Source organism: Enterococcus sp. DIV0086, from assembly GCF_050498705.1.
Classification (GTDB): Bacteria; Bacillota; Bacilli; order Lactobacillales; family Enterococcaceae; genus Enterococcus; species Enterococcus faecalis.
Window position 1 is genome coordinate 179292 of sequence record NZ_JBNIDN010000002.1, and the last position, 25191, is coordinate 204482.

Annotated in this window: 22 protein-coding genes and 10 pseudogenes; 10 read left to right on the plus strand and 22 right to left on the minus strand. The window is 32.8% G+C overall.

Going from position 1 to position 25191, the window contains the following annotated elements:
* The first annotated feature begins 13 nt into the window (after positions 1–13).
* Complete coding sequence (locus tag IGI63_RS14875) at positions 14–526, plus strand: polysaccharide biosynthesis C-terminal domain-containing protein (RefSeq protein ID WP_429976129.1); 513 nt, start codon at positions 14–16, stop codon at positions 524–526.
* Between the two features lie 1152 nt (positions 527–1678).
* Positions 1679–3097 (plus strand): annotated as a pseudogene (locus IGI63_RS14880) (IS1182 family transposase).
* A 24-nt stretch (positions 3098–3121) separates the two neighbouring features.
* Here the strand turns inward: IGI63_RS14880 and IGI63_RS14885 are convergent.
* The 5 genes and pseudogenes from IGI63_RS14885 to IGI63_RS14905 all read right to left on the minus strand — a co-directional run.
* Complete coding sequence (locus IGI63_RS14885) at positions 3122–3259, minus strand: hypothetical protein (RefSeq protein ID WP_429976080.1); 138 nt, start codon at positions 3257–3259, stop codon at positions 3122–3124.
* Positions 3260–3972: 713 nt separating this feature from the next.
* A pseudogene (locus tag IGI63_RS14890) lies at positions 3973–4107 on the minus strand (LysM peptidoglycan-binding domain-containing protein); the annotation flags it as partial.
* A gap of 25 nt (positions 4108–4132) precedes the next feature.
* Positions 4133–4807 (minus strand): annotated as a pseudogene (locus tag IGI63_RS14895) (IS3 family transposase).
* Positions 4783–4848: pseudogene (locus IGI63_RS14900) on the minus strand (helix-turn-helix domain-containing protein); the annotation flags it as partial. The pseudogenes IGI63_RS14900 and IGI63_RS14895, both read right to left, overlap by 25 nt.
* Positions 4849–4961: 113 nt before the next feature.
* Positions 4962–5170, minus strand: a pseudogene (locus IGI63_RS14905) (transposase); the annotation flags it as partial.
* Positions 5171–5433: 263 nt separating this feature from the next.
* Between IGI63_RS14905 and IGI63_RS14910 the strand changes: the two are divergent.
* The 6 genes and pseudogenes from IGI63_RS14910 to IGI63_RS14935 form a co-directional block, all read left to right on the plus strand.
* Positions 5434–5544 (plus strand): annotated as a pseudogene (locus tag IGI63_RS14910) (DDE-type integrase/transposase/recombinase); the annotation flags it as partial.
* Positions 5545–5786: 242 nt separating this feature from the next.
* Positions 5787–6338 carry an ATP-binding cassette domain-containing protein gene (locus IGI63_RS14915; protein WP_429976130.1) on the plus strand — a complete coding sequence of 184 codons (552 nt, stop codon included), beginning with the start codon at positions 5787–5789 and terminating at the stop codon, positions 6336–6338.
* Positions 6316–6639 carry a hypothetical protein gene (locus tag IGI63_RS14920; protein ID WP_429976131.1) on the plus strand — a complete coding sequence of 108 codons (324 nt, stop codon included), beginning with the start codon at positions 6316–6318 and terminating at the stop codon, positions 6637–6639. The genes IGI63_RS14915 and IGI63_RS14920 overlap by 23 nt, the downstream gene beginning before the upstream one ends.
* Positions 6640–6652: 13 nt before the next feature.
* Positions 6653–7222 carry an ABC transporter permease subunit gene (locus IGI63_RS14925; RefSeq protein ID WP_429976132.1) on the plus strand — a complete coding sequence of 190 codons (570 nt, stop codon included), beginning with the start codon at positions 6653–6655 and terminating at the stop codon, positions 7220–7222.
* 17 nt (positions 7223–7239) lie between these two features.
* Positions 7240–7464: a hypothetical protein gene (locus IGI63_RS14930; RefSeq protein ID WP_429976133.1), complete on the plus strand. Its 225-nt coding sequence runs from the start codon at positions 7240–7242 to the stop codon at positions 7462–7464.
* A gap of 295 nt (positions 7465–7759) precedes the next feature.
* The gene (locus IGI63_RS14935; protein WP_429976134.1) at positions 7760–7933 is read left to right on the plus strand and encodes a hypothetical protein; all 174 of its coding nucleotides are present in this window, start codon (positions 7760–7762) and stop codon (positions 7931–7933) included.
* Between the two features lie 460 nt (positions 7934–8393).
* Here IGI63_RS14935 and IGI63_RS14940 read toward each other — a convergent pair.
* From IGI63_RS14940 to IGI63_RS14975, 8 genes and pseudogenes are all read right to left on the minus strand, one after another.
* A pseudogene (locus tag IGI63_RS14940) lies at positions 8394–9030 on the minus strand (IS6 family transposase).
* A gap of 217 nt (positions 9031–9247) precedes the next feature.
* Positions 9248–9400 carry a hypothetical protein gene (locus IGI63_RS14945; protein WP_429976135.1) on the minus strand — a complete coding sequence of 51 codons (153 nt, stop codon included), beginning with the start codon at positions 9398–9400 and terminating at the stop codon, positions 9248–9250.
* Positions 9401–9478: 78 nt separating this feature from the next.
* Positions 9479–9814: a family 1 glycosylhydrolase gene (locus IGI63_RS14950; protein WP_429976136.1), complete on the minus strand. Its 336-nt coding sequence runs from the start codon at positions 9812–9814 to the stop codon at positions 9479–9481.
* Between the two features lie 588 nt (positions 9815–10402).
* Entirely contained in the window at positions 10403–11401 is a 999-nt protein-coding gene (locus IGI63_RS14955) for a LacI family DNA-binding transcriptional regulator (protein ID WP_429976137.1), read from the minus strand.
* Positions 11402–11420: 19 nt separating this feature from the next.
* A complete protein-coding gene (locus IGI63_RS14960) occupies positions 11421–13709 on the minus strand; it encodes a glycoside hydrolase family 3 N-terminal domain-containing protein (RefSeq protein ID WP_429976138.1) in 2289 nt (762 codons plus the stop codon).
* A 1-nt stretch (position 13710) separates the two neighbouring features.
* Positions 13711–15032, minus strand: a pseudogene (locus tag IGI63_RS14965) (PTS sugar transporter subunit IIC).
* Positions 15033–15289: 257 nt separating this feature from the next.
* On the minus strand, positions 15290–15955 hold the full coding sequence (locus tag IGI63_RS14970) for a hypothetical protein (RefSeq protein ID WP_429976139.1): 666 nt from the start codon (positions 15953–15955) through the stop codon (positions 15290–15292).
* 21 nt (positions 15956–15976) lie between these two features.
* Positions 15977–16399 carry a hypothetical protein gene (locus IGI63_RS14975; RefSeq protein ID WP_429976140.1) on the minus strand — a complete coding sequence of 141 codons (423 nt, stop codon included), beginning with the start codon at positions 16397–16399 and terminating at the stop codon, positions 15977–15979.
* 408 nt (positions 16400–16807) lie between these two features.
* Between IGI63_RS14975 and IGI63_RS14980 the strand changes: the two are divergent.
* Positions 16808–17191, plus strand: a pseudogene (locus IGI63_RS14980) (transposase); the annotation flags it as partial.
* Between the two features lie 309 nt (positions 17192–17500).
* Positions 17501–17828, plus strand: a pseudogene (locus IGI63_RS14985) (type III secretion system protein PrgN).
* Positions 17829–18485: 657 nt separating this feature from the next.
* On the opposite strand, the gene IGI63_RS14990 reads toward IGI63_RS14985, so the two are convergent.
* From IGI63_RS14990 to IGI63_RS15030, 9 genes are all read right to left on the minus strand, one after another.
* Positions 18486–18929: a PTS sugar transporter subunit IIA gene (locus tag IGI63_RS14990; protein WP_429976141.1), complete on the minus strand. Its 444-nt coding sequence runs from the start codon at positions 18927–18929 to the stop codon at positions 18486–18488.
* A 2-nt stretch (positions 18930–18931) separates the two neighbouring features.
* On the minus strand, positions 18932–19819 hold the full coding sequence (locus IGI63_RS14995) for a heparinase II/III domain-containing protein (RefSeq protein ID WP_429976142.1): 888 nt from the start codon (positions 19817–19819) through the stop codon (positions 18932–18934).
* The gene (locus IGI63_RS15000) at positions 19789–20283 is read right to left on the minus strand and encodes a heparinase II/III family protein (RefSeq protein ID WP_429976304.1); all 495 of its coding nucleotides are present in this window, start codon (positions 20281–20283) and stop codon (positions 19789–19791) included. Before IGI63_RS15000 ends, IGI63_RS14995 begins: the two co-directional genes overlap by 31 nt.
* 169 nt (positions 20284–20452) lie before the next feature.
* Positions 20453–20683: a hypothetical protein gene (locus IGI63_RS15005; protein WP_429976143.1), complete on the minus strand. Its 231-nt coding sequence runs from the start codon at positions 20681–20683 to the stop codon at positions 20453–20455.
* A 207-nt stretch (positions 20684–20890) separates the two neighbouring features.
* Positions 20891–21706 carry a PTS system mannose/fructose/sorbose family transporter subunit IID gene (locus IGI63_RS15010; protein WP_429976144.1) on the minus strand — a complete coding sequence of 272 codons (816 nt, stop codon included), beginning with the start codon at positions 21704–21706 and terminating at the stop codon, positions 20891–20893.
* The gene (locus IGI63_RS15015) at positions 21696–22526 is read right to left on the minus strand and encodes a PTS mannose/fructose/sorbose/N-acetylgalactosamine transporter subunit IIC (RefSeq protein ID WP_429976145.1); all 831 of its coding nucleotides are present in this window, start codon (positions 22524–22526) and stop codon (positions 21696–21698) included. The genes IGI63_RS15010 and IGI63_RS15015 overlap by 11 nt, the downstream gene beginning before the upstream one ends.
* 11 nt (positions 22527–22537) lie before the next feature.
* Positions 22538–23038 (minus strand): PTS sugar transporter subunit IIB, encoded by a 501-nt coding sequence (locus IGI63_RS15020; RefSeq protein ID WP_429976146.1) that lies wholly within the window; start codon positions 23036–23038, stop codon positions 22538–22540.
* A gap of 23 nt (positions 23039–23061) precedes the next feature.
* The gene (locus IGI63_RS15025) at positions 23062–24252 is read right to left on the minus strand and encodes a glycoside hydrolase family 88 protein (protein WP_429976305.1); all 1191 of its coding nucleotides are present in this window, start codon (positions 24250–24252) and stop codon (positions 23062–23064) included.
* Entirely contained in the window at positions 24249–25004 is a 756-nt protein-coding gene (locus IGI63_RS15030; protein ID WP_429976147.1) for a GntR family transcriptional regulator, read from the minus strand. Before IGI63_RS15030 ends, IGI63_RS15025 begins: the two co-directional genes overlap by 4 nt.
* Positions 25005–25191 lie beyond the last annotated feature (187 nt).

Here is a 25191-nt window from a genome sequence, read left to right on the forward strand (position 1 = left end):
CGAACTTCAAACATTGTATACATTAGCTTCTGCGAATCCTAATAAATTAGCTCCAGTACTACTAGGTATTATTGGATCAATTACTATTTCAGCTCTACCTTTAATAAGTACTGTAAAATCAAATCCTGAATTATTACAAGGTACCTCACAAATACTACAATTAGCCTTTACATTTTTACTACCTGCTTCAATAGGAATGATAATATTATGCAATCCTCTTAATACATTATTCTTTGGGTTTAATTTAGATGGAAGTAGATATTTAGCAGCAACAATTATTAGCACATCTATATTAGGGATATTTACAATAGTCTTATCTATTTTACAATCACTAGTTTTTCATAAGAAAGCTATACAGATCACTTCAATAACTCTTCTCTTGAAAATTATTATTCAAATTCCATGCATATATCTATTTAAAGAGTATGGGTTGTCAATTGCTACAATTATAATCACAATATTTACAACCATTATAGCTTATCGATTTCTAAATAGAAAATTTGATATTTATCCAATAAAAATATAACAGAAAGTATTATTCAAGATTAGTTTATTCAACTATAGTAATGACTATTTTAAGTCTATTAATGTTAAAAATAATTTCTAGTATTTATAAATTTGAAAGTACTCTTCAACTATTTTTTTAATAAGCTTAATCGGATGTTTTTTTTTTTTTTTAGGTGGACTAGTATTTTCTGTAACATTATTTAGAAATAAATTTATTTCTAAATTAGGTAAGCTCTTTTAAGATTTACACAGTATATACAAGTTTTGTAAACATTAAACTAAGCAGATTTTCCTAACATTTCTGTAAGTCGATACTTATTAAGTATTATTTTGTTTAACCTGATTTTTACGCTATTATATTCAAAACAAATATTGCTATCAATGCTTACTTTTTATAAAATAGTCTTCTATATAAAAATTTTCAAATTAACAAGGAGAAATGAAACCGATGCTTATCATACTGCTAGTCATTGTTGCTATGTATTTTTATCTGTTTCGTACACAAAAAAAGCAACAAAAAAACGTCAAGATTTTTCAAACAATTTACAACCAGGGAAGACGCTGTTGTGATTATTGGAAGGTTACATGGGGTAATTTCTGAAATATCTTCAGATAAAAAGAAGGTAACTCTTGACTATGAAGGTGCACTTTTCGACTTTAATCAACAATCTATAAGAGCAAAAAAAAAGCAGAAAGTAACCCCTCTCTGCTTATTTTTTTCTTTCATTTGGTTAAGAATACCCTGATTTTCTGTACACAATTATACATAGAAAAACCACTCAATTATTTTGGCTCTATACTTTCTGATGTTGGTAAAAATACCAACATCAGAAAGTATAGAGCCCATTTATACAATTATGGTAGTCATGCCCACCGTCTCTGGTAGGTTTTTGTTTTATTTTATGGTTGTGGTATATTTTTTTGAAAAGAGAGCGTTCAGTCAATGTTTATTCCGCGTTTATTACTTCTAATTTTAGCTGTATTAATTTTCTTTATTGCTGTTTTTGTATGTATCATTTTTTTTTATTCATGATAACTTTTTAATAAAAAAAGAAAAGACCATAGCGTTAGCTAGGGTCTCAGACTGTAGACAAACTTCCAAATTTTGAGTGTTGTTTGCAGTTTTTTTGTTTTATACTGATTGTATAAACTATTTTTGGGAGTGATTCTAATGATGAGAAAACAATCGATTGAAGGTAGAAATCAATTTGCTATGTTAACAATTGATGATCTTGTACCAAAAGATCATTTGGTACGAAAGATTGATGCTGCGATTCAGTTTGATTTTATTTATCCCATTGTAGAATCCACGTATTCGACCTATGGTCGTCCCAGTATTGATCCAGTGATCTTAATTAAATTAGTATTTATCCAATATTTATTTGGTATCCGTTCGATGAGACAGACAATTAAAGATGTTGAAACAAATGTTGCTTATCGTTGGTTTTAGGATATTCATTCGAGGATCCTATCCCACATTTCTCTACTTTTGGTAAAAACTATGTTCGAAGATTTAGAGAAACAACTTTTATTTGAGGATATTTTCTCTCATATTTTAGAACAAGCTGTCAAAGCTGGCTTCGTTACGGAAGACAACCTTTATATTGATTCTACTCATATCAAAGCAAATGCCAATAAACATAAGTTCACAAAAGAAATGACCTACGGTCAAGCTAAAGCTTATCAAGATGAATTAGAAGATGAAATAAATAAAGAACGTATTGCTGTAGGAAAACGTCCTTTTACATGGGACACAGAAAGTGAGTTGAGTCTTCAAAAAATTAGTCATTCAGATCCAGAAAGTGGCTACTATGTTAAAGGAGAACGAGAAAAACAATTTGCTTATTCTGCGCATACTTCCTGCGAAGATAACGGTTTTATCTTATCTACACTAATCACACCAGGAAATGTGCATGACAGCCAAGTCGCAATCGATCTGGTTAAACAGTCGAAAAGAGCTTTTCAAATATAAAGCGTGTTGTCGCTGATGCAGGATATAAGACCTAAATTTTGTTCATTTTCTGTCACACTTGAAACTCTACCCGATTCTTCCATATACTGCACCTCATGGAGTAAAAGGAATGTTTCCCAAAAAAGACTTTGTTTATGATGCCTATTTTGACTGTTATTTATGCCCTAATAATCAACCGTTGTTATTTTCAACTATCACTCGTGATGGCTATCGAACCTATAAATCAAATCCAAAATTTTGTAGGAGTTGTCCATTACTTGAAACCTGTACTTCGAGTGCAAACTATCAAAAAATTGTAACTCGGCATATTTGGGCTGATCTTATGGATGAACTTGAACACCAACGCCATACGGCGTTAAATAAAGAAATTTACAAAAAGAAAACAAACCATTGAACGAATATTTGCAGATTAAAAAGCATGGTATGCGCTGGACGAAATATCGAGGTCTTGAAAAAGTCGCTGCGCACACGATGCTTACGTTTGCTGCTATGAATTTAAAAAAACTAGCCACATGGCTATGGAAAATAAAAAAGCCTATGGCTTTTTATTTCAAATTTATACAAAAACTAACAAAAAGGAGTTGGCAATTAAGCCACTCCTTTTTGTCTACAGTCTGAGACCATAGCGTTAGCTAGGGTCTTTTAGTGTGAAAAAAAATAAAACATTGCTGCTATGATACACATAGCTATTGTAATAAATAAAAATATACATCCACAGCCATCATCTAATCGTTCTCTTGGTCCTGTTCCTCCTAGAATAAACCATAATAAGTTTCTCACTATATCTCCCCTCCAAAAGTCTTTACTTATATATTTTTCTAACAATTTTTAAATTTATGGACCATACAGGACTCAAACTGCAGTAAAAAAAGAACCACATACAATCAACTCCTAATTGTAGGTGGTTACACATTGGATTGGGACATCCAAAATGAAATATTAGCAAACAATGTCATTGACCGAAATATATCATAAGTAATTTTTTACGTAAAACAAAACCCATCCTTTGATAATCTTTGCAGTGAAATAATGTACATATAGATTAGTTGGTAAATGAATTACAAAGTGAAATTTCGTCTTTTTTTGGAAGTTAACAAAAATACTTTACAGTAATCTTATAAAGTATTACTGTAATATTATCTCCCTACCACAACGACAAAAAATATTACTTGGGGAAGTAGTGTGCATCGGTGGTAGGGAGTTATTATACAGATAAATGCCATATATAGAAAGGTTATTAAATTATAGTTTTTACAATTATATAACAATTGTTACTTAATTTCAACGAGTAATATAAAAAATCACATGCAATAAAACCGTCCTTGGATCAGGGCGGCTCAGAGAGAAAAAGTGTATATTGTTAATTTAACTATACTGCTACTTTTATTTTAAAGCAAGCTTTTTTTAATTATTAGAATAAATCAGAAGTACCTAACATATTAAGAATAGATCAAATATGTCCCCCTCGTTAAAAAAGAGCTTTTTTAATAATTTAAATTTTGACTAGTATAAATAAGATTTGGATTAGCCAACCTATTTAATGCAGTCAATGTTTGATAGTCTGTTCCATATTGATAAGCAATGCTTGATAATGTTTTGGCATCTTGCACCACGTTTGTTGCTTTTGGTTATTCGGGACCTGCAACAGTTTAGTTAACAGTCGGTTAGATTACTTATATTCTTCGCCTCAAATTGTCGAGAAGTCATCATAAATTTTTTATGAATTCTTTTGTTTGGATAGTAGTCTTCTAAATAATCTTGAATCAACACCTTCCTGTCTATTTTACTTTTATGCTTGTTGGGTTCAATTAATTTTCGTTTGATTGATCGATGAAACGATTCGATTACCTCATTGTCAACAGGAGTCCCAGGTTGGCTCATTGAATGTGTGATGTGGTGGTCGGTCAATAGCTCTTGATAGCTAAGAGACCGATATTGACTACCTCTATCGGAATGAATTACCATAGGCAATTATCCTTTATAACTTTGTAATGGACGGATGACAATTTCTTTTTTCATGTTTGAATCCACCATATAGCAACGTGGAATACGAGTAGCTAAATCAATGCAGGTTGACAAATAGAGACGACCGTGACCGTTATTACAAGGAATGTAAGTAATATCTGTCACCCAAACATCGTCGATTTGGCTCTGTTCTAATTGTCGATTCAATAAATTTTCTTTTACTATGTCTTTGATTGCTTTTCCTCTACCATGAGAAGATTGGCGTCGATGAAATCCTTTTGCATATAAATTCATTCCACGCATAAGGATCGCCACAACACGTCTATTGGTTTCGATTCCTACATCGTAAAATTGTTGAGCGATTCTTGGACATTCGTATCGACCTTTGTGTTCGTAGAACACTCGCTTAATATTCTGTTTAAAAAAATTATGGCGGAGTTGAGTCCTACTGGGGGCGACGATTCCGTCATAAATAATATCCTTGCCTACTTACATTTGTTAGGCGTTTATTTCCCTATTCAAGAATGTAGAAATCTGCTTTATCAGGTAATCTTTTTCCTAGCCCAACAAAAGTCTTGTTTCCGTATCGACTGTATTCTGAGATCCACCGAGAGATTATTGGACGAGAGGTATTATATTTTTCAGCGATTCTTTTGGCAGTTACTTTTTTTCAAGGAGATTCTGTGAAACCTTTAGTTTAAATTCACGATCATATGTTTTTCTCAATAGAGTTCATTCCTTCTGGTAAGGTAACTGATAGACAAGAAAAGCGTATCATGGCCACTTTATCAGGAACAAGGGTGTACAATATTTTTTGTAAGTTCCAAAATAGTAGAATAAACACATTTGGCTCCCATATCAAGATTTCTATAACCATAGAAAACCCCATTCAGCTATTGATATGCTTTCTCCGAATTTGAAAGAAGAAATCTATTGGCAATTACATAAAAAATATTCTTTTTTCTGTCTTCTTTATTGATATTTATCCACAGATTGATGAAACTTACGTCAAAGTAAAAGGCCGTTATCTCTATCGTGCGATTGATTCCAATGGCAATACAGTAGATATGTGGCTTCGCAATCATCGGGATACCATCTCTAACAAAGCTGTGACTTTGGCATTTAAATGTCCTCCTTTTTCGATAAATAGATGACTCAAGATTCAAAGTTTATTTAAAATAGTTTTGTTTTATTTATGATTTTTAAACTATCATTTTTTAAGAAGATACGCCTCAGGTCTGTTTTTTTATAAAAGCATTATTAGTATGATAATCAATATAGTAGTCTATATGCGTTATCAACTAATTGAAATTCTTTTATACTAAAACGGAGATGACAGACAATGGAAATAAGCTGTAAAGATCTTACCATGCGTTTTGGAAATAAAACAGCGCTTGAAAATGTAAGTTTAGAATTGAAATCAGGCAGTTTGATCGGCTTAATGGGATCAAATGGAGCTGGTAAAAGTACATTAATAAATCTTTTAGCAACTCTAAAAAAACCAACAACCGGAGACATTTTTCTAAACGGTAAAAGTATTCTCAAAAATCCAAATATTATGCGTAAAATACTTGGATATGTACCACAAAATGTTCCTGTATATCCAGAACTTTCTGCCAGTGAGTTTCTCTTTTACATGGCTGCAGCAAAAGGGATTCAACATACCGATGCAAAAAAACAGATTCCCCAATTATTGAAAAAATTTCATTTGTCAGATACCGGCAATCGTCCTCTTGCTGCTTTTTCAGGTGGAATGCGGCAACGTGTAGGACTTAGTGCTGCGCTATTAGGTAATCCGAAAGTTATTATTGCTGATGAGCCTTCTACAGGTTTAGATCCAGAAGAACGTGTAGGATTGCGCAACTTTCTCAGTGAACTTAGTACTGAACACTGAACGAATTGTTTTACTTAGTACTCACATTGTTTCCGATATTGAAGCAGTCGCTGGACAAATCCTATTATTGAAAAAAGGGCACTTAGTCTATGATGGTTCACCAGAAGATTTAATGACTACTGCAGATGGTCGAGTTTGGGAGTATACATTGCCACCAGAAACAGCTGTTATTAGTAGTTTGGTACAGACAGCTCAAGGTGTTTGTGTTCGTGAGATAGCAGAACATGTTCCTAAAGGAGGAACAGCAGTTGTAGCAACTCTTGAAGACGCCTGTCTGTCTGCTTTGAAAGCAGGTGTTTAATCTGAACACTTGGATGATCGCTTTATCTTCTATTAAACAAAAAATTCGTCGATTTTCTTTTTGGGCAATAGCCGCAGTAGCTCTAACTTCTTCATTTCTACTTGCACCTAAAAATGAAATAGGTGGAATACATGTAATGAATATTGAACCTAGTGTTTTTATTCAAGGTGGAAATCCTACATGGATACCTATTTCTTCTGCATTAATATTAACAATCTTTTTACCACTCATTGGTTTTGTTTATATTCGAGACTTAATAAATATAGATCGTAGTACAGGAACGATGGATATACTTTTAGCTAGTGGCGTAGGACGTTTTCAATATGTTTTCGGAAAAATCATTGCAGGATTCATTTTACTGTTGTTACTACTAGGAATAGTCATGTACGGATCATTAATTACGATACTTATAACTTTTCGCGGAGAGCCTTTTAGCATTTGGACATTTATATCTCCCTTCCTTACATTAGTTCCTGGATTACTATTTGTTTCGGCATTTTCTCTAATTTTAGAAACTGCCAGTATTTTTGGCAGGATAAATTCGAATGCATTGGCGATATTTTTGTTTGTCTATTTTTTCTAATCAGTCTGACTTATTCAATGAGTTTGACAGAAGAGAATCCATATCCTTCAGTTAATTTTGATTTTACAGGTATTCTTCTCTTAGAAAAAACTATAAATATTGCAGTTATTGCTAATATAGGAAAACCTGTAAATGATATGACTATTTTTGGCAGTAATAATTATTCATATATTGGAAATAATCAACTATACTTTACAGGTATACCAAAAGATATAAATGTTTTTTTAGTATATTTCTTGTGATTGGAGTAGCTTTGATAATAACTTTTGTAGCTGCTCTTTTATTAGAAAAGAGACCAGCTAAAGTTACGCAAAAGAAAAAAATTAAGTTTCAAAAGCAAGCAAAAGTTAAAGACAAAACACCCACAAAAAATTGGCAGCCTGTATCAAGCGGAAGTTTTAGTTTATTTTTCTTGATAAAAAATGAGCTCCACCGTCTATTGAGAGAATCGAATTTACGGTGGTTTATTACAATATTTGGGCTTTGGATAGGGTGTTGGCTTTAAGTCGGCTTGGTAGTAAAGAAGATCTTAGCGGTATGAGTGAACTGTTAAGAACAATTACAGGCGCACCGTTACGCCAGGCACTAGCTAGTATTTGTGGAGGTATGTTACTGTGCTTTTTCCTAGTTTCACCTGTGTTTATTCGTAGCTTTACGATTGATTTACTAGCGGTATTAGTAATTTTTAGCTTAGTAGTCTTCCTTCGGTAGCTTTATTTCTAGGGACATTTACTAAAACAGAACGCCCATTCCAGTTAACATTATTTCTATTTATATTATATATATTGTACTCAATTTGCCCGATTTGTTATTACCCACTGATGGGAACAACGCTATTGTAATAATAGTATCGTACTTTGTAGTAGCTGTTATTTCAACCATTGGAGCGATTGGACTTAAAGAAAAACAGATGCGGTAAGTAACTGGCATGTCAATACAAAAAAATTTTATATCAAAACCTTGGGCTGTCAATTTCCTTTTTAATGGCGGGATTTTAGCTTCGATAAATGGTACTTAGTTATATTGCAAATTATCTCACTTAAATACAGCATATAGAAAATAAAAATATAACAATTGAATTTTTTTGTTTTTGTCAGATATAACTGTTTCCACATGGTTGTGTTGTAAAATTAAAAAAACAAACAGGCTGTTCCAATTTTCAACTAGCTATTTATGCTGTTTTAAATAGCTGTTCAATTTCATTCCAAGGTGAAAAGTCGAAGAGAGCAATTTCTCTTCGACTTTCTTTGTATAAAGCCGAAACGACTTCAATCCCTTTAATGGTCTTAGCTGCTGTGTAAGTGAATTGGAAACTGTTTCCATAATGAAATTTTCCTTTAGTCTGTCGGTGATCTTGTTTCCAAATATTGTTTAGATACTGGGACTTCCAGTAAGTCACCTTTTCAACTAGAATTGCGTCTTCCTTCAGCTCTTTGATTGCTTTTAATGAATAAGCATATTTATCTGTTACAATCGATCGAGGCTGACTATAATCACGGATTAATCGCTTCATGAACGCTTTTGTAGAAACATTATCTCTATGATTACGCAGCTACATGTCTAACGTTTCACCATTAGAATCAATGGCCCGATAAAAATCTTTCGCTTATACGTTTCATCAATTCGCCAATGATAATGTTCTCCACTTGTTCCGTTTCTTCCATAAATGATACAGACTTTTCCGTATTGCTTATTCCAACAGTAAATGGTAGTGTGATGGACTCTAATACTGAATTTACGCATGATCTTGGTACAATCACAATAACTAAATCCAAAATGGTAGTTAAGCCTAAGGCTTTAATAATAATTCGATAATCGTATTGTTTTCTTTGAAATGATTATTCATGATTTTGTCCTCCCATTAGCTAGTTTGAATATGGATTATAGCGTAAAATGGTGGGCAAAAAAATGCGCAAAACAACCTCTTTTTTTGATGCTCTTCGAGTGTAACTTCTAATAAGATAAAAATACTCATTTAAAAATATATTCATGGTTAAGGCTAACTCTTGTTAAAAACCATTATCTTCAGATACTTGCTTGAACTAATAACCCCTGATAGTCATCACGATCACGAACCATCCCTTCTTCACTTAAGAAACGATTTTCATTTTCAACGCCAATGCCATTTTCTGAGATAAAGCATGACAGATTACCATAATCATCACAAATGTTAACCAATATATCATAAATTTATTTTTTCATAGATCTTCCATCTACTATAAAGATTCATTTTTTACCTTACGTATCATGGTAGCGCTACAGGATCGACAGGTATTTTCCCGACATAATTCTCTGTGGTTGATAATAATCAATCCCTAATAAATCGACGGGATTATTTTTGATTATGTTGAAGAAATCTTTCTCTTGCATATCAGGTATCATGTCTAACTTTTTCGCAATTTTAACCAGCAATTCAGGGAAGGTCCCTTTGACAGTCGGATAAAGAAACGAACGGTTATAAAAGATATCTGCGATTTCCGTTGCACGGACGCCTTTTGAGTTATTACTGTCTCTTGGATGACTTGTTGTTAGATTCAGTATGATGCCAATTTGACTAGTTTGTCCGCTTTCATGGTAATCCTTAATCAGCAAAGGCTTAATTGAGTCCAACTTGAACAGTATGTTTCACATTACTTTTTTGGATAATGCAATTGATAAAAAAAGTCAGTCTCAAATGGAGCGATTGATTCATTATTAGTTACCCATTTTTTGACTTTATACCAAGTCTTGGCAGGAATGACACAGGCTACCACGCGATATTCCAATATAACCAACCGCCTTTTTCTTGTAATGCCATGGTATATCAAAGTTATAAGATTGACGAATGGTTAAATCCCATTGTTGATCAATTCATCAAAATAATTATTGTAAAAAGAAACAGCCTATGGATTGACTACACCCTTTCCATTAGGAATTAAACGACTCTATTGAATCAAATTTCAAAAAGAGTTATCGTCAATCCGTTTGATCTCAACGATCATCTGCATACCCTCTTTGTATTGAGATAGACTTCCGATACTATGTCTGAACTTACCTAATTAAATTAAAAAATTTCAGGTTCTTTGACACACTAGTGGTCAAAAATATTCTCATTTTTGCTGTATCCTGATACCTGATCTTCTTTCTATGAACTGCTCACTGCGGTCCCCCATCAAAAAATCTCTGAAAATTGATAATTCATTACTCTGTTTTTTTCGGTAGTCCTAGTAATTGGTTTTTCATTAAGATTATTTGCTTTTCAGCGGTTTTAGTGGCTGCTTTTCCCCTTTTGATTCGTTCTAAGACAAGTTCTGTGGATATCTCACCCATTCTTTCTGCTGGAGGATTCACTGTTATTTGTGGTAACAAACTTTGTTCTTCTTCAAAAAGATAATCATAATGTCCAAAAGCGATATCTTTATCGATTATTAACCCTTTTTGATTGAAGTATTCCAATGCTCCTACTGACATGTTGTAACTACTGGCAAAAATCGCAGTCGCTCCCCATGCTACTAATTCTTCAGTACCGTGATAACCGCTTTGTCTCGTATAATCTCCCACCACAATTTTCATTTCTGCTTCACTTTCTGCATATGTCATAGCTGTCTGTGCGCCAGACAGTCGTTCTCTTGTAGTATAATCCGATTGCGATGCAGAAATATAACCGATTTTTTTGTGTCCAACTGCTAGATAATGGCTGATTACTTCATAAACACTTTGACGGTCGTTCAATAAGATAACATCGGCTACATTCGCAATATCCGGACTATTCAAGGACACGATTGGAACATGAATATGTGTTAGTTTCATGATATCTGTGCATTCTTCACCAGATAAGAAGACAATCATTCCATCAACAGCGTGTTTTAACAAGTATTCTACTTTTTCTTCGTTCTTTTTAGGACTATTTGAAAATCCGCTGAGTAACAAACTGTATCCATTTTTCTCAGCAACCTTTTCGATTCCAGAAACGACTTCAGAACCAAATCGACTGGAGATACTATTCATCAAAAGTCCCAATGAAAAACTACGGTTATTTTTTAGACCCTTTGCGATAATATTCTCCTTATAATCTAAGGTTTCAATAGCAGAAGCAATTTTTTCCATATTGGATTGTTTCAGTTGCCGGCCATTCAAATATCGCGAAACTGTGCCGACCGAAACACCTGCTAATTGTGCGACATCTCTTATTGACGCCATTTTAATCCACTCCCACTAATCAATCGAGATCGATCTCTTTTTCAAGATCTCCTATCATGATTTTTGCTTTTTTTACGTAATGCCAACAATCATCCGCACCCAGATATCGAAAATCATCAGATGATAACGTAAATACAATTATTTTTTCTTCATGAGGATTTAACGTCACTTTACAAAAATCTTTGAGTATTTTTGTTCGTTGAATGACTGAACCCCCGAGCAATTTAATAAATAAAAGTGTACTCACTTTGCCGGCAAGATTTCCTCTATTTTTAACTTTAACGGATACTTGGAGTTTGTCAACACTTCTTTGACAAGCAAGTGCTCCATAAGTAAACGTCGTATAACTTAATCCTTCTCCAAACTCATGAAGAGGACTTCCAGACAAATCATAATAGTCCTCTTGTTTAGATGCATCTCGTTGGTAATAATAAACAGGAAGTTGATTGCTATTTCTTGGGTAAGTGATACCTAATCTTCCACTTGGATTATTTTCTCCAATCAAAGTTTTGGCAATCGCTTGTCCACCTTCTTGACCAGGAAACCAACCAACAAGGACAGCATCTGAGTACTCTTCCACCAAAGTTATATCATGCGGGCGTCCCTGAATAAGGATTGCCACGGTTGGTTTATGCAATAAGGTCAGTTTGCTTAATAAATTCTCTTGTTTTCCACACAACGTAAGGGAAGCAACATCAACATTTTCACCTGAATCCATATTAATTCCCTTTGATGAGACAGCACCGTTTTGTAAAAATTCCATATCAAAATTTCGAGCACTAGACCCGCCTAAAACAGTGATAATAATATCTGCTTCCTTTGCTATTTTGATTGCTTCTTTAATTTTTAGTTCTTGGTGATTTTCATTTCTAACTTCACAACCTTCAGCATACATAATTTCTGCATCATCCATTGTATCTTTTAATGCTTGAAGGATGGTTTTCTGTTGTTGGATTCTCGTTTGTGGAGCAGAGTAATCCCCTAATAGATGATAAATACTATCAGCATTGGGACCTATGACTGCTATTTTTTTACCACTATAATTCAATGGTAAGATGCCATTATTTTTCAAAAGTACCAAACTCTCTTTGGCCACTTCTTCGTTCATTATTCTAGACTCTTCTAATAGTTGTTTTTGATCAATCGGTTGAATGAATGGATTCTCAAATAAGCCTAAAAGAAACTTCACTGCTAATACACGACTAACCGCATGATCCAAAACTTTTTCATCTATGATCCCATTCACGACACCTGCTTCGATTTTAGTATAAGTATCGTCCCACAAACTTAGATCTACGCCTGCAATTAGCGCCTGTCCAGCTGCTTCTATCTGATCTTGAAAGACATCACTCAGTCGATCTAATGCAATTCCATCAGCCATAACTAGTCCTTGGAAGCCACTTTCGTTACGTAAATGTTTTTCTAACAATGTTTGATTTACATGGCATGGAACACCGTCGATATCATTGTACGCAGCCATGACTCCAACTGCATTTCGAGCACTTTTTAAAAGTGGCATATAAACATCCGAAAATTCCCTTCTGCCAATTGGAACAGTCCCTGAATTATGGCCACCTAATGAGTCTCCCTGGGCAATACAATGCTTCAACACTACTCCAATTTGATCTGGATTTTTTTTTATATCCGAAACGCGTAGATCTAAGAAATTTACTTCATCTAAGATTAAACTTCCTTGAAATCCTTTAATTACAGCTTCGCTCATTCGAGCACTCAATATAGGGTCTTCACCAAAACACTCTTCCGTTCTTCCCCATCGCGGATCTTTTGCTAGATCAAGTGTTGATACTAACGCTATATGAACACCTTTTGTCGCCAATTCCTTAGCCATCAAACGACTGATTTTTTCAATCAACTGGGTATTGAAAGTGCTCCCACGACCGATGTTCGTTGGATAAGAGATACTATCTAAAGCTTGATGACCATGAGGGCATTCTTCAACAATCAATGCAGGTATTCCCCATCGTGAGTGACTGATCACATATTCTTGGATTTGATTTGCTACTTTCCAACTTTTTTGAACCGGAATTCCATTTGTATAATCGACTTTCGACCACGGGTCTGCACGAAATAGACCATAAAGCGCACCTAACCCATTTCCCCACTGAACATGTTCTTTAAAAGATTTTGTTAATTCAATTTTACCCTTTTGATAATCATAACAATTCCACCCGTATAAGTGTTGATTCACTTGTCCAACTTTTTCACTCAAACTTAAACGACTAATAAGGTCGGAAACTCGTTGTCGTATCGTTAGGTTTGGGTCTTGATATGGATATTTTTTGTCCAAGTCAATTCACTCCTTCTTGATTCACTTTATTAGCTGCTAAAACAAATGGAACAAATAAAAAAACATCTAGTGCGATTAAAATGACTGTAAGAATAGCTGCCTTAATGTCCCCTCCTGTAGCAATAAAAGATTGAATTACAGGTGGGGTAATCCACGGTGCTGCTGCCACTGTTTTTCCGATGAAACCTATGCTTGTTGCAAAATAAGCAATAATAAGGTTGATAGACGGAATCAAGGCACATGGAATCATATAAATTGGATTCATTACAACGGGCAATCCAAACATAATAGGTTCTGTAATATTGAATAAACAAGTCGTTAAACCAAACTTAGCAATTTGTCGTTGCTCTTGTCTTTTAGAGACCCAAAGTATAGCGATTACTAAGGGTAAAATACAGCCCCCACCGCCAATCAACCCAAAAGCATTTGTAAAAGGTTCTGTTATAATATTAGGGATTTCTTCCCCTGCAGAAAACGCATTCATATTCTCCTGAATAGACTGTAATAATGGTGCTTGTCTAATAGGCGCTAAGATACTAGAACCATGCATTCCAAATACCCAAAGAAAATCAGAGAAAAACTGTAAGAATAAAATACCAGGAACGGACAAAACAAACGCTTTAAGTGGTGTTTGAATAATTAGTTCAATCAAACTTGGGAAATCTAAGCCTACCAATCTGTTTAGTGCAAAAACAAAAATCGTAAAAATGAAAATCACGACTGTCTCCGGAATCAAAGAATTGAATGAGGTTGCTACTGCTGGTGGTACTCCATCAGGCATTTTTATTTTGATTCGTTTGATTTTAGCCAACTCATAAATAACTCTGTTCCTGTTAAGGAGGCAATCATTGCTGTAGCCAAACCAGACGAAGAAGTTAGGCTTTGCATAAATACGCCAGTTGCTTCGGCTGTTCTTCCATCTGTCAATGTTACAATGCTTTTAACTGGCATTAAAATAAATAAGAGCGCAACACTTAAAACACCAGCATGAACTGCACTAAAAGCAGGATCATTCATCTCTCCAGAACGAATATAATGATTCGCCAAGTTCCAACCGATGTTATAACAAACCACTACGGATAAAATACTCATTGTGCCATTGTTCACAATAACAGCTAAATCAGCTAAGGGACTTAAATTAATAAATTGCTGAACTGCTGTATTGGAAAAGAACAAAGCATTTAATAAGACCATGGTCGATGCAGCCATCACTAAAGGCATAGTGATAATAAAACTGTCACGGATAGCTAATAGATGACGTTGACTATTCATTTTTGAAACTATTGGTAACAGTTTTTCAGATAATTTGTCTACAAAACTCATAGATACATCTCCTTAAGTTTAAAATTGAACCGGTTTAATTTTAAACTATAACACTTTTTTTCAGAATTACAAGTTTTTTTGAATGCGTATTCATTTTCGTTTCTATGAATGGGTTCAGCGACTTTAATTCTACAGGATTTCGAGGTGTCTTTTTTGTGAATCAAAAAAGATGTTGGTAAAAATACCAACATCAGAAAGTATAGAGTCTTTAATCTTTGTCTTTTTCTCTATTTCATTTTCCATATAACTGAATTGTATTAAATATTTGCAACCTGGTACGTTTGAGCATAATGAAAATTATCTGGATAGTACGTGTAAATTGTATTGATCCCAGAAAAATATTGGTAGGCGTTTGCACTCAATTCAGTGCCTTGTAAATTTCCTAGAAATGTCTGTACCGCTTGTTGGCCTGTGCCTACTCTTGCAGAGTCACCAAATGTTCCAAATCTTGTGTATGGTCCCCCTGTAATTGATTGATAGACATACGGAATTGAGTGCCACCCAATACCTGAAGAAAACGCACCATTAACAATTGCTCCGTATTCCAATTGTCTTAACGTGAAAGTTGGAATTTCACCACGTAATAAAGCTTGTTGTGGAGGCACATCCTCTTCATTAAAAGACTTTTTAGCTTCTTCTAACGTCATTGCCTCTGGACTGGAACTACTATCTAATACAACTTCTGTTGAGCCTGTTTTTACAACCATTTTCCCTTGAATATACTCTCCACTTGGGAGCTTTAAAACTTTTTTAAATTCTGAGAACCCCATAAATCGATAATTTAATTGCTTCTCTTCTTGAAGATTTTCGGTCTTTGAAGGTTGTAAAAGATTGCCTCCTTCTCTGTACTCTGCCGCATTTACTTGTAATGTTCCACCAATGAAGACAGTACTAAGAATGAGTAAACTTAAAATTTTTTTCACAAATTTTCCCCCCTTAAATAATTATTTGTTAAAGTTTTCAATCTTTTCTTTATGCATTAATAATATTTCCTTCAGTTGTTTTAAAGTAAAACTATTGGTGTCTGTATTTGAGTTCACTTTTTTCAGCCCCATTATTGCTTCTCCATTCAACATTGTGTAATCTTCTAAAATAACAAATTTATCATTTTCGTTATAGTTTGTTGAAAAAAAAGTAATCCTCTCTTCAATATCATCTCCAAATATCTTGTACAGTTCTTCAGTACTCATTTTATTTAATGATAATGTTTTCCCTTGTTTATATTTAAATTTTATTTTTAATTGTTTTTCTTTTGCAGATTCTTCAATAGTTTTGTTGGTGTTGGTGTTCAAACTATGATCTGTACTACATCCAGTTAAAAACATTATTACCGATAGAACAACAACTAAAAATTTTATTTTTCTCAAAATAACCTTCTCCTTTTTAGGTAAAACAGAAATAGGAAGCGCTTTCTAAATCCGATATTACACTAAATAATAGTATTTTACAATAACTATTTAGGAGACACTGCTTAAACACCTTATTCTATAAACAAATGAAAATGTTATTATTAATATTTGTTCAAGTCTAACATTTACATTTCTTTTGTTAAAAAGCTATACTAGATATAAACAATGATAAGGAGGCTAAACGTTTTATTACAATAACATTTTTTTATTTAGCTAGTATATTAGCGGTGATTAGTGTTCTTTCTTTACTATTTTTCACTTATTTTTCTTTGAAAGAGTTACAATTTAAGTGCAACACAAAGAAATCATTGTAAAATTTCTTTATAATGTTGTTTGCGAGAACATTCATTAGGAGGAAATAATACAATGACTTCAAACAAACATATTACTACAGGTGAACGAGAATTAATATTCTTATACTCTAATATGGGTTATTCTATCCATAGGATAGGAAAATCATTAAAACGTAGTGCATCCACTATTAGCCGTGAGTTAAGAAGACATTCTGGTCGAGAATTATCGTACTCTCTTTCCAATGTACAAAGAAGATACAATAGAAACAAAAAGAAATGTGGTCGTAGACGTTTATTAAATACCTCTGTAATAAAACCTATTATCCAAACATTATTTATTGACCATCAATAGTCACCTGAACAAATTTCAAATCGATTAAAATTAGAGTGTCCAGAAGAATTTGTTAGTTATAATACAATCTATCATGCCATTTATCGTGGATATTTCAACCATTGTGGGCTCTTATGTCAAATTTTATGCATGAACCAAGGTTCCCAACTTTTTAGATATACAGTTTCATAATTGAGTGTTTAACCTCATTTTTTTTATTTAAAGAATATTTTGTTAAAAAATACACCCCAAAAATTGAATTTTTAAGTTCAACTTTTAGGATGCACTCCATACACAAGTCTAGGCTATTTTTTCCTGTTCACATTGAACCTACGACTTCAAAAATTGAATTATAACATATTTTTAGAAGAAGTCAAATAGAAAATAAGTAGGGATGCCCTTCCCTTATTGATTGTTTTTTTACTTTATTACTGCATATGTAGTAATAAAGTAAAATTATCCACCACGTCTCGAAATATTTTTGTATATCCACACCCTATCAACACCCACATTATCAAGAAATTAGAGATAACTGTAGAAGAATTTTGTGAATTACACGCTTTGTCACAAGGTACTGTCTCTTCTTAGATTATAAGAAGCAAAAAAAATAGAAACACTCCCTATTTCATTTATTTATTCTTTCTCTTTATTATCTAGCAAACCTATGGATCAGATCTATTCAGACCTACTCAAACTACAAGAGGATTACTTTTTACACCTGAAAAGTCACAAACGTTCCAAAACGGTTATTGATGACAAATAAACGTCTTGTTCAAATTGATTTGGAGATAAATAAACCAGTGCTCTGTGAATTCTATGATTATTTTAAAACCCTTGCACATAACTAAAAATATCAACTTTAGACTCTTCAAAATTTTGATGAATAAGTCTTTGATAAACACGTTCTTTCTGTACGAGTAATTAAAATATGAATTATATTTTATAATCTTATTATAAAAAAATACTATCTTTTCCAAATAGTCAAACATTGGATTTAACACAGAAGAAGAATTCATATTATTGATAATAACCCGCAGATACAGTAATATCTGGAACGTTCTGGAAAATTATCAGGAAACACCATGGAACCAATCGCTTTATACTAGGCTATTCGTGTTGTAAATCCTTGCATTGTCACCCAAATAATCGCTGAAAGGATAACGAAATCGGATTAGATTTGTTGGCCGATGATTCTACGATTTTTAATTTTCTGAGGAACAAACTCATTATAGAGAGGCAACACTTTTTCTTTTAGTTTTTAAAAAGATAGATGATAGTCTTGCAATATTTTTGTATTCTTTAACGAGCTTTGCCTAGAATTATCACTCATTTCGTCGATGTTTTAAGTTAACTTTAGGCAAAGTCCTTTTTATTTTCTATCTCTAAATTTAACTAGCACTTTAGGTAGAGTATATTTTACCTAAATTCCCACTGAAAAATCCTCTACGTCTACTTCATCGTTTTTACTAACGAGTTCTAATATATCAATTCCGTCTTTCCCAGTTTTAAGTAACTGGTTGGCTAATTCCTGAGAACTAATCATTTTTAATCTAAGAATAGACCCCTCTATTAACATTGATAAGTTGGTACCCGAAACTACTTCAATACCATTTTCCTTAATTACTTGTTCTGCCACAGTCTTGAATGGTGTTCCCCCTAAAAGATCTGTAAAAACAACTATTTCTGATACGGATTTTTTTAGAGAATTAATACTTGCAACAATTTCATTTTTATAAGTATCTGCTGTCATACCTGGTAAAAAAGAAATTACCTTAACCTTATCTTGAGTCCCAGTAATCATTTCCATGGCCTCGTAAATTCCTGACGCATAAGATCCATGTCCTGTAATAATAAAACCAATCATGTTCATTCTCCTAACTTTTTTTGATAAATTATATCTTTCCCATGTAAAATACGTTCTTGTTCTCCTATATACAACTTATCTCCTCTAAATGTATCGTATGAACTATGATAATACTCATATACTTTTCCTTTTCCTTTTTGAGTCATTTTTACTCCTAAAAATAAAGACTCACTACATGGGTATAGCTTATTATTTTGGTAGCAATTAATTTTTTCTATCTCAATTTGATCAAAAGGATAAAAGCATTCATAAGACACCAATCTATTGTTAAAAGATTGCTCCAATAATAACTCTTCATGCTGACATTTTTCATTGTATTTAGGTGATCCTACTTTATTATTAATGGTAATGGAAATTTCAGCTTGATTTCCTACGTACACGGCAAACGGAGTTGTTTTTAATAAAACATTATTTTCTTGTTTGTCTAATTTAAGCATATCTCCCATCTGATAACGCGTACTCAAATGATGTTCTCCAAGGCAATCTGTTGTATTTACCACTATAATAACCATTAACTTTTTTAAATAGATAATCGTTCTTTTAAAAATAACTAAATTATTTCCTGTGCTTCCATACCAACTAATTTCAAATGCTACCTGTTCTTTATTGTCTAAATACTTATGAAAAATTGGTTCTGGCATCGCTTTGTATGTCCAAGAAGACTCTATCTGGGTTAAAGGAGTTCTATCAACCATTAATGAACTGTGGCTAAATTCTTCTTTCAAATAACGTCTTAAGTATACTTCGAGATACGTGTACCTCCCTGGATCCTTTATTATTTCCTTTCCTTGATAACTTAAAGTAATAGAACCTAAAGACCCATGGCCATGGCCACTACCATGACGTCCATTAAATAGAGTTAAGTAAATATCCGAGTCTTTATAAGCCAAAAAGCCACTTTCACCTGTTTTAAATATTTTGGGTAAAATTTTTCTTTTTCTTTTGTAAACCTTTTTCCTGTATAAAAAATTCCAGGTGTTTTTTTCATATCAAGATCTAAAAAACCTGATAATTCATAAATATTGTAGATATAAGAAAAATCAACAGCATCGCTATCATTTAAAGATAACAATTTAAAAGTTTGGTCACAGTAATAATTACTAGTGTGAATCGCTTTTTCTAAAATAGAATATATCTGGCGTGGGAAAGGTTGTTTTAAATAATGACTATTTAACCATAATTGCAACATACACATGGTAACTTCATGATGATACATAGGGCTTTGTTCCCAATGAACTCCATCATCATAAAATTGGATTTTAAGCGCGTCTATTAAAGTTTTCCATCCCCATATCTTTGTTTCTTCATCAACTAATTCCGGTAATATTTGATTAGTAGATAAGATTCCTGTTATAGCTAATACACCCCAATTGCTTAAATAATTTTTTTAGGAAAATTATTTTTAAGATAATTTACTTGCTTAATTATCGCTTTTTCTAATTTAATTTTCTCAACATTCGATAATTTGCAAGTTATATCGGCAATATAAATAAAACTTTTCATCCAATTGTTTAAACGTAACCCTACATCCAAACTACGCCATACATGAGGGCTCTTTTCTTGCCATTCAATAAAAGAAAAATATATTTTTTCCAAAGATCAAAGTATTTCTCTTCCTTTGTATAAGCGTATAAAATACCTAAATCTACTATATATCCATTACGACTAACCATGTAACACCATTCTAAATCTCCATTTGGACTTTCCATTAAATTAGCTAATTCTAATCCATAAGGTGTACTTACAGCTTCCATATCTAATGGGTCATCAAATATAATTTTCCCTTTTTTAAATATTCTCCTCGATTTACAATCGTATCAAAAAATTTTTATTTTTAGATAATTCTTTTTCTATCGATTGATTTTCAAAAAAATCATTATGATAATTTTCAATACGTTCAAAATCCATCTGTTTATCCTTTCAAAAAAATTAATTCAATAATCAATCCTTTTTTATTTTATTTAACCTAATAGCCCTAGAATAGATCCTAAGATACCTATTGTAAATAATAAAGCTAATAAACGATATGTTGACCAATTACGTTTTTTTACTAAATAGTAAACAACAATAGTAAGTATTACAGGCAACATTTGAGGTAAAATTTTATCTAATATTTTCTGAACTGATATTACTTGTTTAGATCCGTCCGCCATTTTAGAAACATATTTAATAGGAATATTTGCTTTTACAAAAGTAGTTGAAAGTCCAGCTATTACTGTAACTCCTACAATATTAGCCGCTGCAGATATTTTACTTATTTTCTCACTCAATGTGTCTATGATACTTGTTCCTAATTTAAGTCCTAAGTAACCCATAAACATTTTTATGGCAAACATAGACAGCAACATTGATAGCCAGAATCCCATAGGAGCAAAACCTAAACCATCTAATGCTAAACCAGCAAAAATTGTCGAGAATAAGGGTGCTATACCAAATTGTGCTAACGAATCACCTATACCTGATAAAGGGCCCATTAAAGCCATTTTAATACTTCTTGTACTTTCAATCCCTTCTCCATGTTCATACATAGCTAGTTGCATACTTGTAATAAATGGAGCCATATGAGGATTAACATTATAAAACTCAATATTTGAAACTGCTATTTCTTTTAACTGATCATTATTGTCTGCGTATACTTTTTTTAAAGCTGGTAAAATACTATACAAATATCCAATTCCCTGATAAGAGTTATAATTAAATGAATTTTGTAAAAGATATGAGCGCATTGCAGTGAGCATATAGTCTTTTTGGGTTAGCTTCCTTTTTTTAGATTCCATCAGAAAAATCCTCCTCAGCAAAATTAGATAAATCATGATATAATTCTTTTGCATTTTTTTTATCAAAGTTGTCTACTGTTTTAGTGTCTGGATTTTCATAATACGTAATTAAGGCAAAGACTGTTCCTGCTAAAGCAATTGCGATTGTTGGTAATCGTAGATAAGCAGCACAAATATATCCAAGTAAAACATAGGGTGTCAGCTTTTTCTCTAACATAACAGACATGATCATTGCAAACCCAATTGCAGGAATTAAGCCACCTGAAACAGAGAAGCCGTTAATTAACCATTTCGGTAACGCTTCCACGAAACTTTGTAGTGCTGGCCGCGATACCGAAGCAAAGAAACCTATAGCAAATCCTGTAATAAAGAAACCTATAAATGTTAAGTTAGCTAACCAATTAAATTTCTTAAACTTACCTTCTTTAATTAATTTTTGTGCACTGTTTGTTGTTCCGGCAAATAGTGAATAAAGTACTGTTGTCACTAATTGGAATAAAACGGCAAAAGGAAATGATAAAGCTAATGCTGACTCTGGCGTAACACCTTGATTTTTTAATGTAATAGCCATAATTGTACCTACAATTCCAGGTCCTACTGGATTAGGGGGGACCGTTCCTCCTGCTCCTACACCAAATCCCATATAAGCAAGTTCTGCAATAGCCCCCATAGTAAGAGCTGTTGGAATATCATTTAAAATAACTCCCACAAAAAAGGACATTACAAGTGCACGATTTGAATAAATTCCTAATAATTGGCCTGAGTAACATAAACCTGTGGTCAAAGCAATGAATAATGCTTGAGTCATTGAAATTTCCATCTTTTTTCTCCTTATCCTAAAACATTTTTTAAGTTTTCTAATGATTGTGCTCCGTCATTTGATACTGGTGACGTTTTAGTATTAAATATACAGCCATATTTATCTCGTAATATTCTCAATGCTTCTTTGTCCTTTTCATCTAAATAAATAAATTGTGAAATTTTTTCTTTCCCTTCTTTGGCATGAATATTGCCAATATTCACTTCTTTAAGTGGAAACCCTTGTTCCGCTAAAGTTAGTGCATCTTTAGGCGACGATACAATAACAAAAATTGATTGAGTAGGCAAAGCTTTCCAAATTACTTTAGCAGTTCTATCAAGATTCCAAAAGCGTAGACCAACATCTTTTGACGCAACTGAACGCATCAAAGATTGTTGCATACTATCCGATGCTACTTTATCATCAGCACAAATTACTAAATTAACACCTAAACTTTTTATCCATAGCTGCCCTTGCCCGTGAATCAATCTCTCATCAATTCTAACCATCTTAATATTTGGTTCTCCATCCATTTTTTTTCCTCCTTCATATAAATCTACCAATACATTTTCCAATCTTTATAAAAACGAATTAGTGCTTCTAAATAATAATAATCTCCCCAAATATTTCCTTCATCTACTCCTTTACCACTATGCCAAGAATAAACGCCATGATTAATCAACGCTATGGTTCCTTGTCCTAACTGTTCTGTATATTTGTCTATTAAGCTTTCCAATATGCTATGTTGCGCATAAGTATAGACTTGTTTTTTTTCAAATGTTTCTGGCAAATACTTGTTCATTAAATTCATTCCACAGACAGCTATTGCAGAGGCAGATGAATCTCTTGCTTGCTGTGACTGGTCATCAAAAATCAAATCCCAATAACTTATTAAATCTTTGGGTAAACGATTTAAAAAGTAATTGGTAACTATTTCATACTTGATAAAATCTTCTTCTTTTGGTCGGAACTTATAATTTAGCGCAATACCATAAATCAACCAACTTTGCCCACGTGCCCAGCTTGAATCATCGGCGTATCCTTGACGTGTTCGACCACCGACAGGCTCTCCTGTTTTTGGATTAAAATAGAATGTGTGGAACGCTGATGCGTCTTCCCTTATTGCATTATTGATTGTTGTTTGATAGTGCTTATCTGCTATCTCACTATATTGAGGATTTCCTGTTTCTTCAGAAGCCCAATAAAGTAACGGAATATTTAATAAGCAATCAACAATTAAACGATAATTATCTTTCGCTCCTAATTTTCCCCAAGCTTGAATAAATTTTCCTTTTTCTTGATAACGAGTTATTAGCTTATCTGCTGCTAAAATACCTGCTATTTTTCCTTTTTCGTTACCTGTAAGTTTGTAAGCTGCTACACAAGAAGGGGTATACAAGAAACCTAAATCATGATGATCCACTTCAATATTTTTTTCAATTCGATCTAGAAAGCTATCAACATGTTTATCTGCTAAGTTTTTATATTTTTCATCTTGTGTATATTCATATGCTAGCCACAACATTCCTGTCCAAAAACCAGTTGTCCATTCAATATTTTCAATTGTTTGATAACTATGATTAATCGTACTAGGAGAAGGAAAATGTTCTCCCAAACGGCTCATATTATGATCAATTTTTTTTATAGCTTTTTCAATAGCTTTTTCAACTTTTTCTTTAGTCAGTAAACCATTATTCATAAAACGATGACTGTTATTTATGGTCTCAATATTTATCTTCATAGCTATATCCCTTCAAATTCAATATTAATTGCATAGTGTTCGTAATGGATTAATGTCGTCGAAAATTCAATTGGTTTTTTTTGATTATCAAAATAAATTTTATTAAGTTTGACAATAGGTAAATTTAAAGGCCAGTCAATATGAAGTACCTCTTCAGGAAGCAAATTTAAAATATCTCCTTCATTTGCTAATACACTAAATTTAATTTGTTGAGTCATTGGTAAACGATTTAAATGATTCGTTTTTTTGTACTCATCTGATAAACTACCCCCAGCTTTTAATTGAGCCTGCATCTCATCCGTTAACATATCATCTGATACATAACGAATTTGAATTTTCCAAATTAAATTATCAATCATTGCTATTTGAACAATCTGTGCTAAACTCGTCTCTTCTTTCAGATTCAATTTTTTTGCAATTTTCTTTTCTACAATACCTTGATGAATCTTTGTAATTGTTTTTTCAGTTGCTTCTTTACTAATTTTTTGTGGTTTTTTCTCAATTAGCGGGCCAAGCTCATCAAAAAAAACTTTCTTATGATGTAAATTTCTTCTAACGTATGTACCTTCTCCTTGACGTCTAATTAAGTAACCTTCTAATACTAAATCTTGCAAGGCTCGTACAACCGTTGTATTACTCACTTCATAAATTCTCTTAAGTTCTCCTTCAGAATATATCTTTTTCCCGGGTAAAAATTCACCACTATTAATCTTCTTTATGATGTCTTGTTTTATTATTTCATACTTAGGTTGTATCATTTTATCTCTCCTTCCCAAACTTAACACGTTAAGTAACTTTATAATAGCACATATTTCTATTTTGTAAATCATTTATTTAAAAAAAAACGAAACTTAACGTTATAAGTTAGAAGCGCGTATAAGAGTGTCATGTTTTCTATAAAATCTAAAAAAATCTATTTAACGAAAAAATAACCAACATATAATA

Bases quoted from the DNA above. Each gene is read 5' to 3' on its own strand.
- IGI63_RS15020 (WP_429976146.1), bottom strand. From the start codon at position 23,038: ATGGATGGAGAACCAAATATTAAGATGGTTAGAATTGATGAGAGATTG.
- IGI63_RS14955 (WP_429976137.1), bottom strand. From the start codon at position 11,401: ATGGCGTCAATAAGAGATGTCGCACAATTAGCAGGTGTTTCGGTCGGC.
- IGI63_RS15010 (WP_429976144.1), bottom strand. From the start codon at position 21,706: ATGGAATCTAAAAAAAGGAAGCTAACCCAAAAAGACTATATGCTCACT.
- IGI63_RS14990 (WP_429976141.1), bottom strand. From the start codon at position 18,929: ATGATTGGTTTTATTATTACAGGACATGGATCTTATGCGTCAGGAATT.
- IGI63_RS15005 (WP_429976143.1), bottom strand. From the start codon at position 20,683: ATGGAAGCTGTAAGTACACCTTATGGATTAGAATTAGCTAATTTAATG.
- IGI63_RS14930 (WP_429976133.1), top strand. From the start codon at position 7,240: ATGAGTTTGACAGAAGAGAATCCATATCCTTCAGTTAATTTTGATTTT.
- IGI63_RS14925 (WP_429976132.1), top strand. From the start codon at position 6,653: ATGATCGCTTTATCTTCTATTAAACAAAAAATTCGTCGATTTTCTTTT.
- IGI63_RS14915 (WP_429976130.1), top strand. From the start codon at position 5,787: ATGGAAATAAGCTGTAAAGATCTTACCATGCGTTTTGGAAATAAAACA.
- IGI63_RS15030 (WP_429976147.1), bottom strand. From the start codon at position 25,004: ATGATACAACCTAAGTATGAAATAATAAAACAAGACATCATAAAGAAG.
- IGI63_RS14935 (WP_429976134.1), top strand. From the start codon at position 7,760: ATGAGTGAACTGTTAAGAACAATTACAGGCGCACCGTTACGCCAGGCA.
- IGI63_RS15015 (WP_429976145.1), bottom strand. From the start codon at position 22,526: ATGGAAATTTCAATGACTCAAGCATTATTCATTGCTTTGACCACAGGT.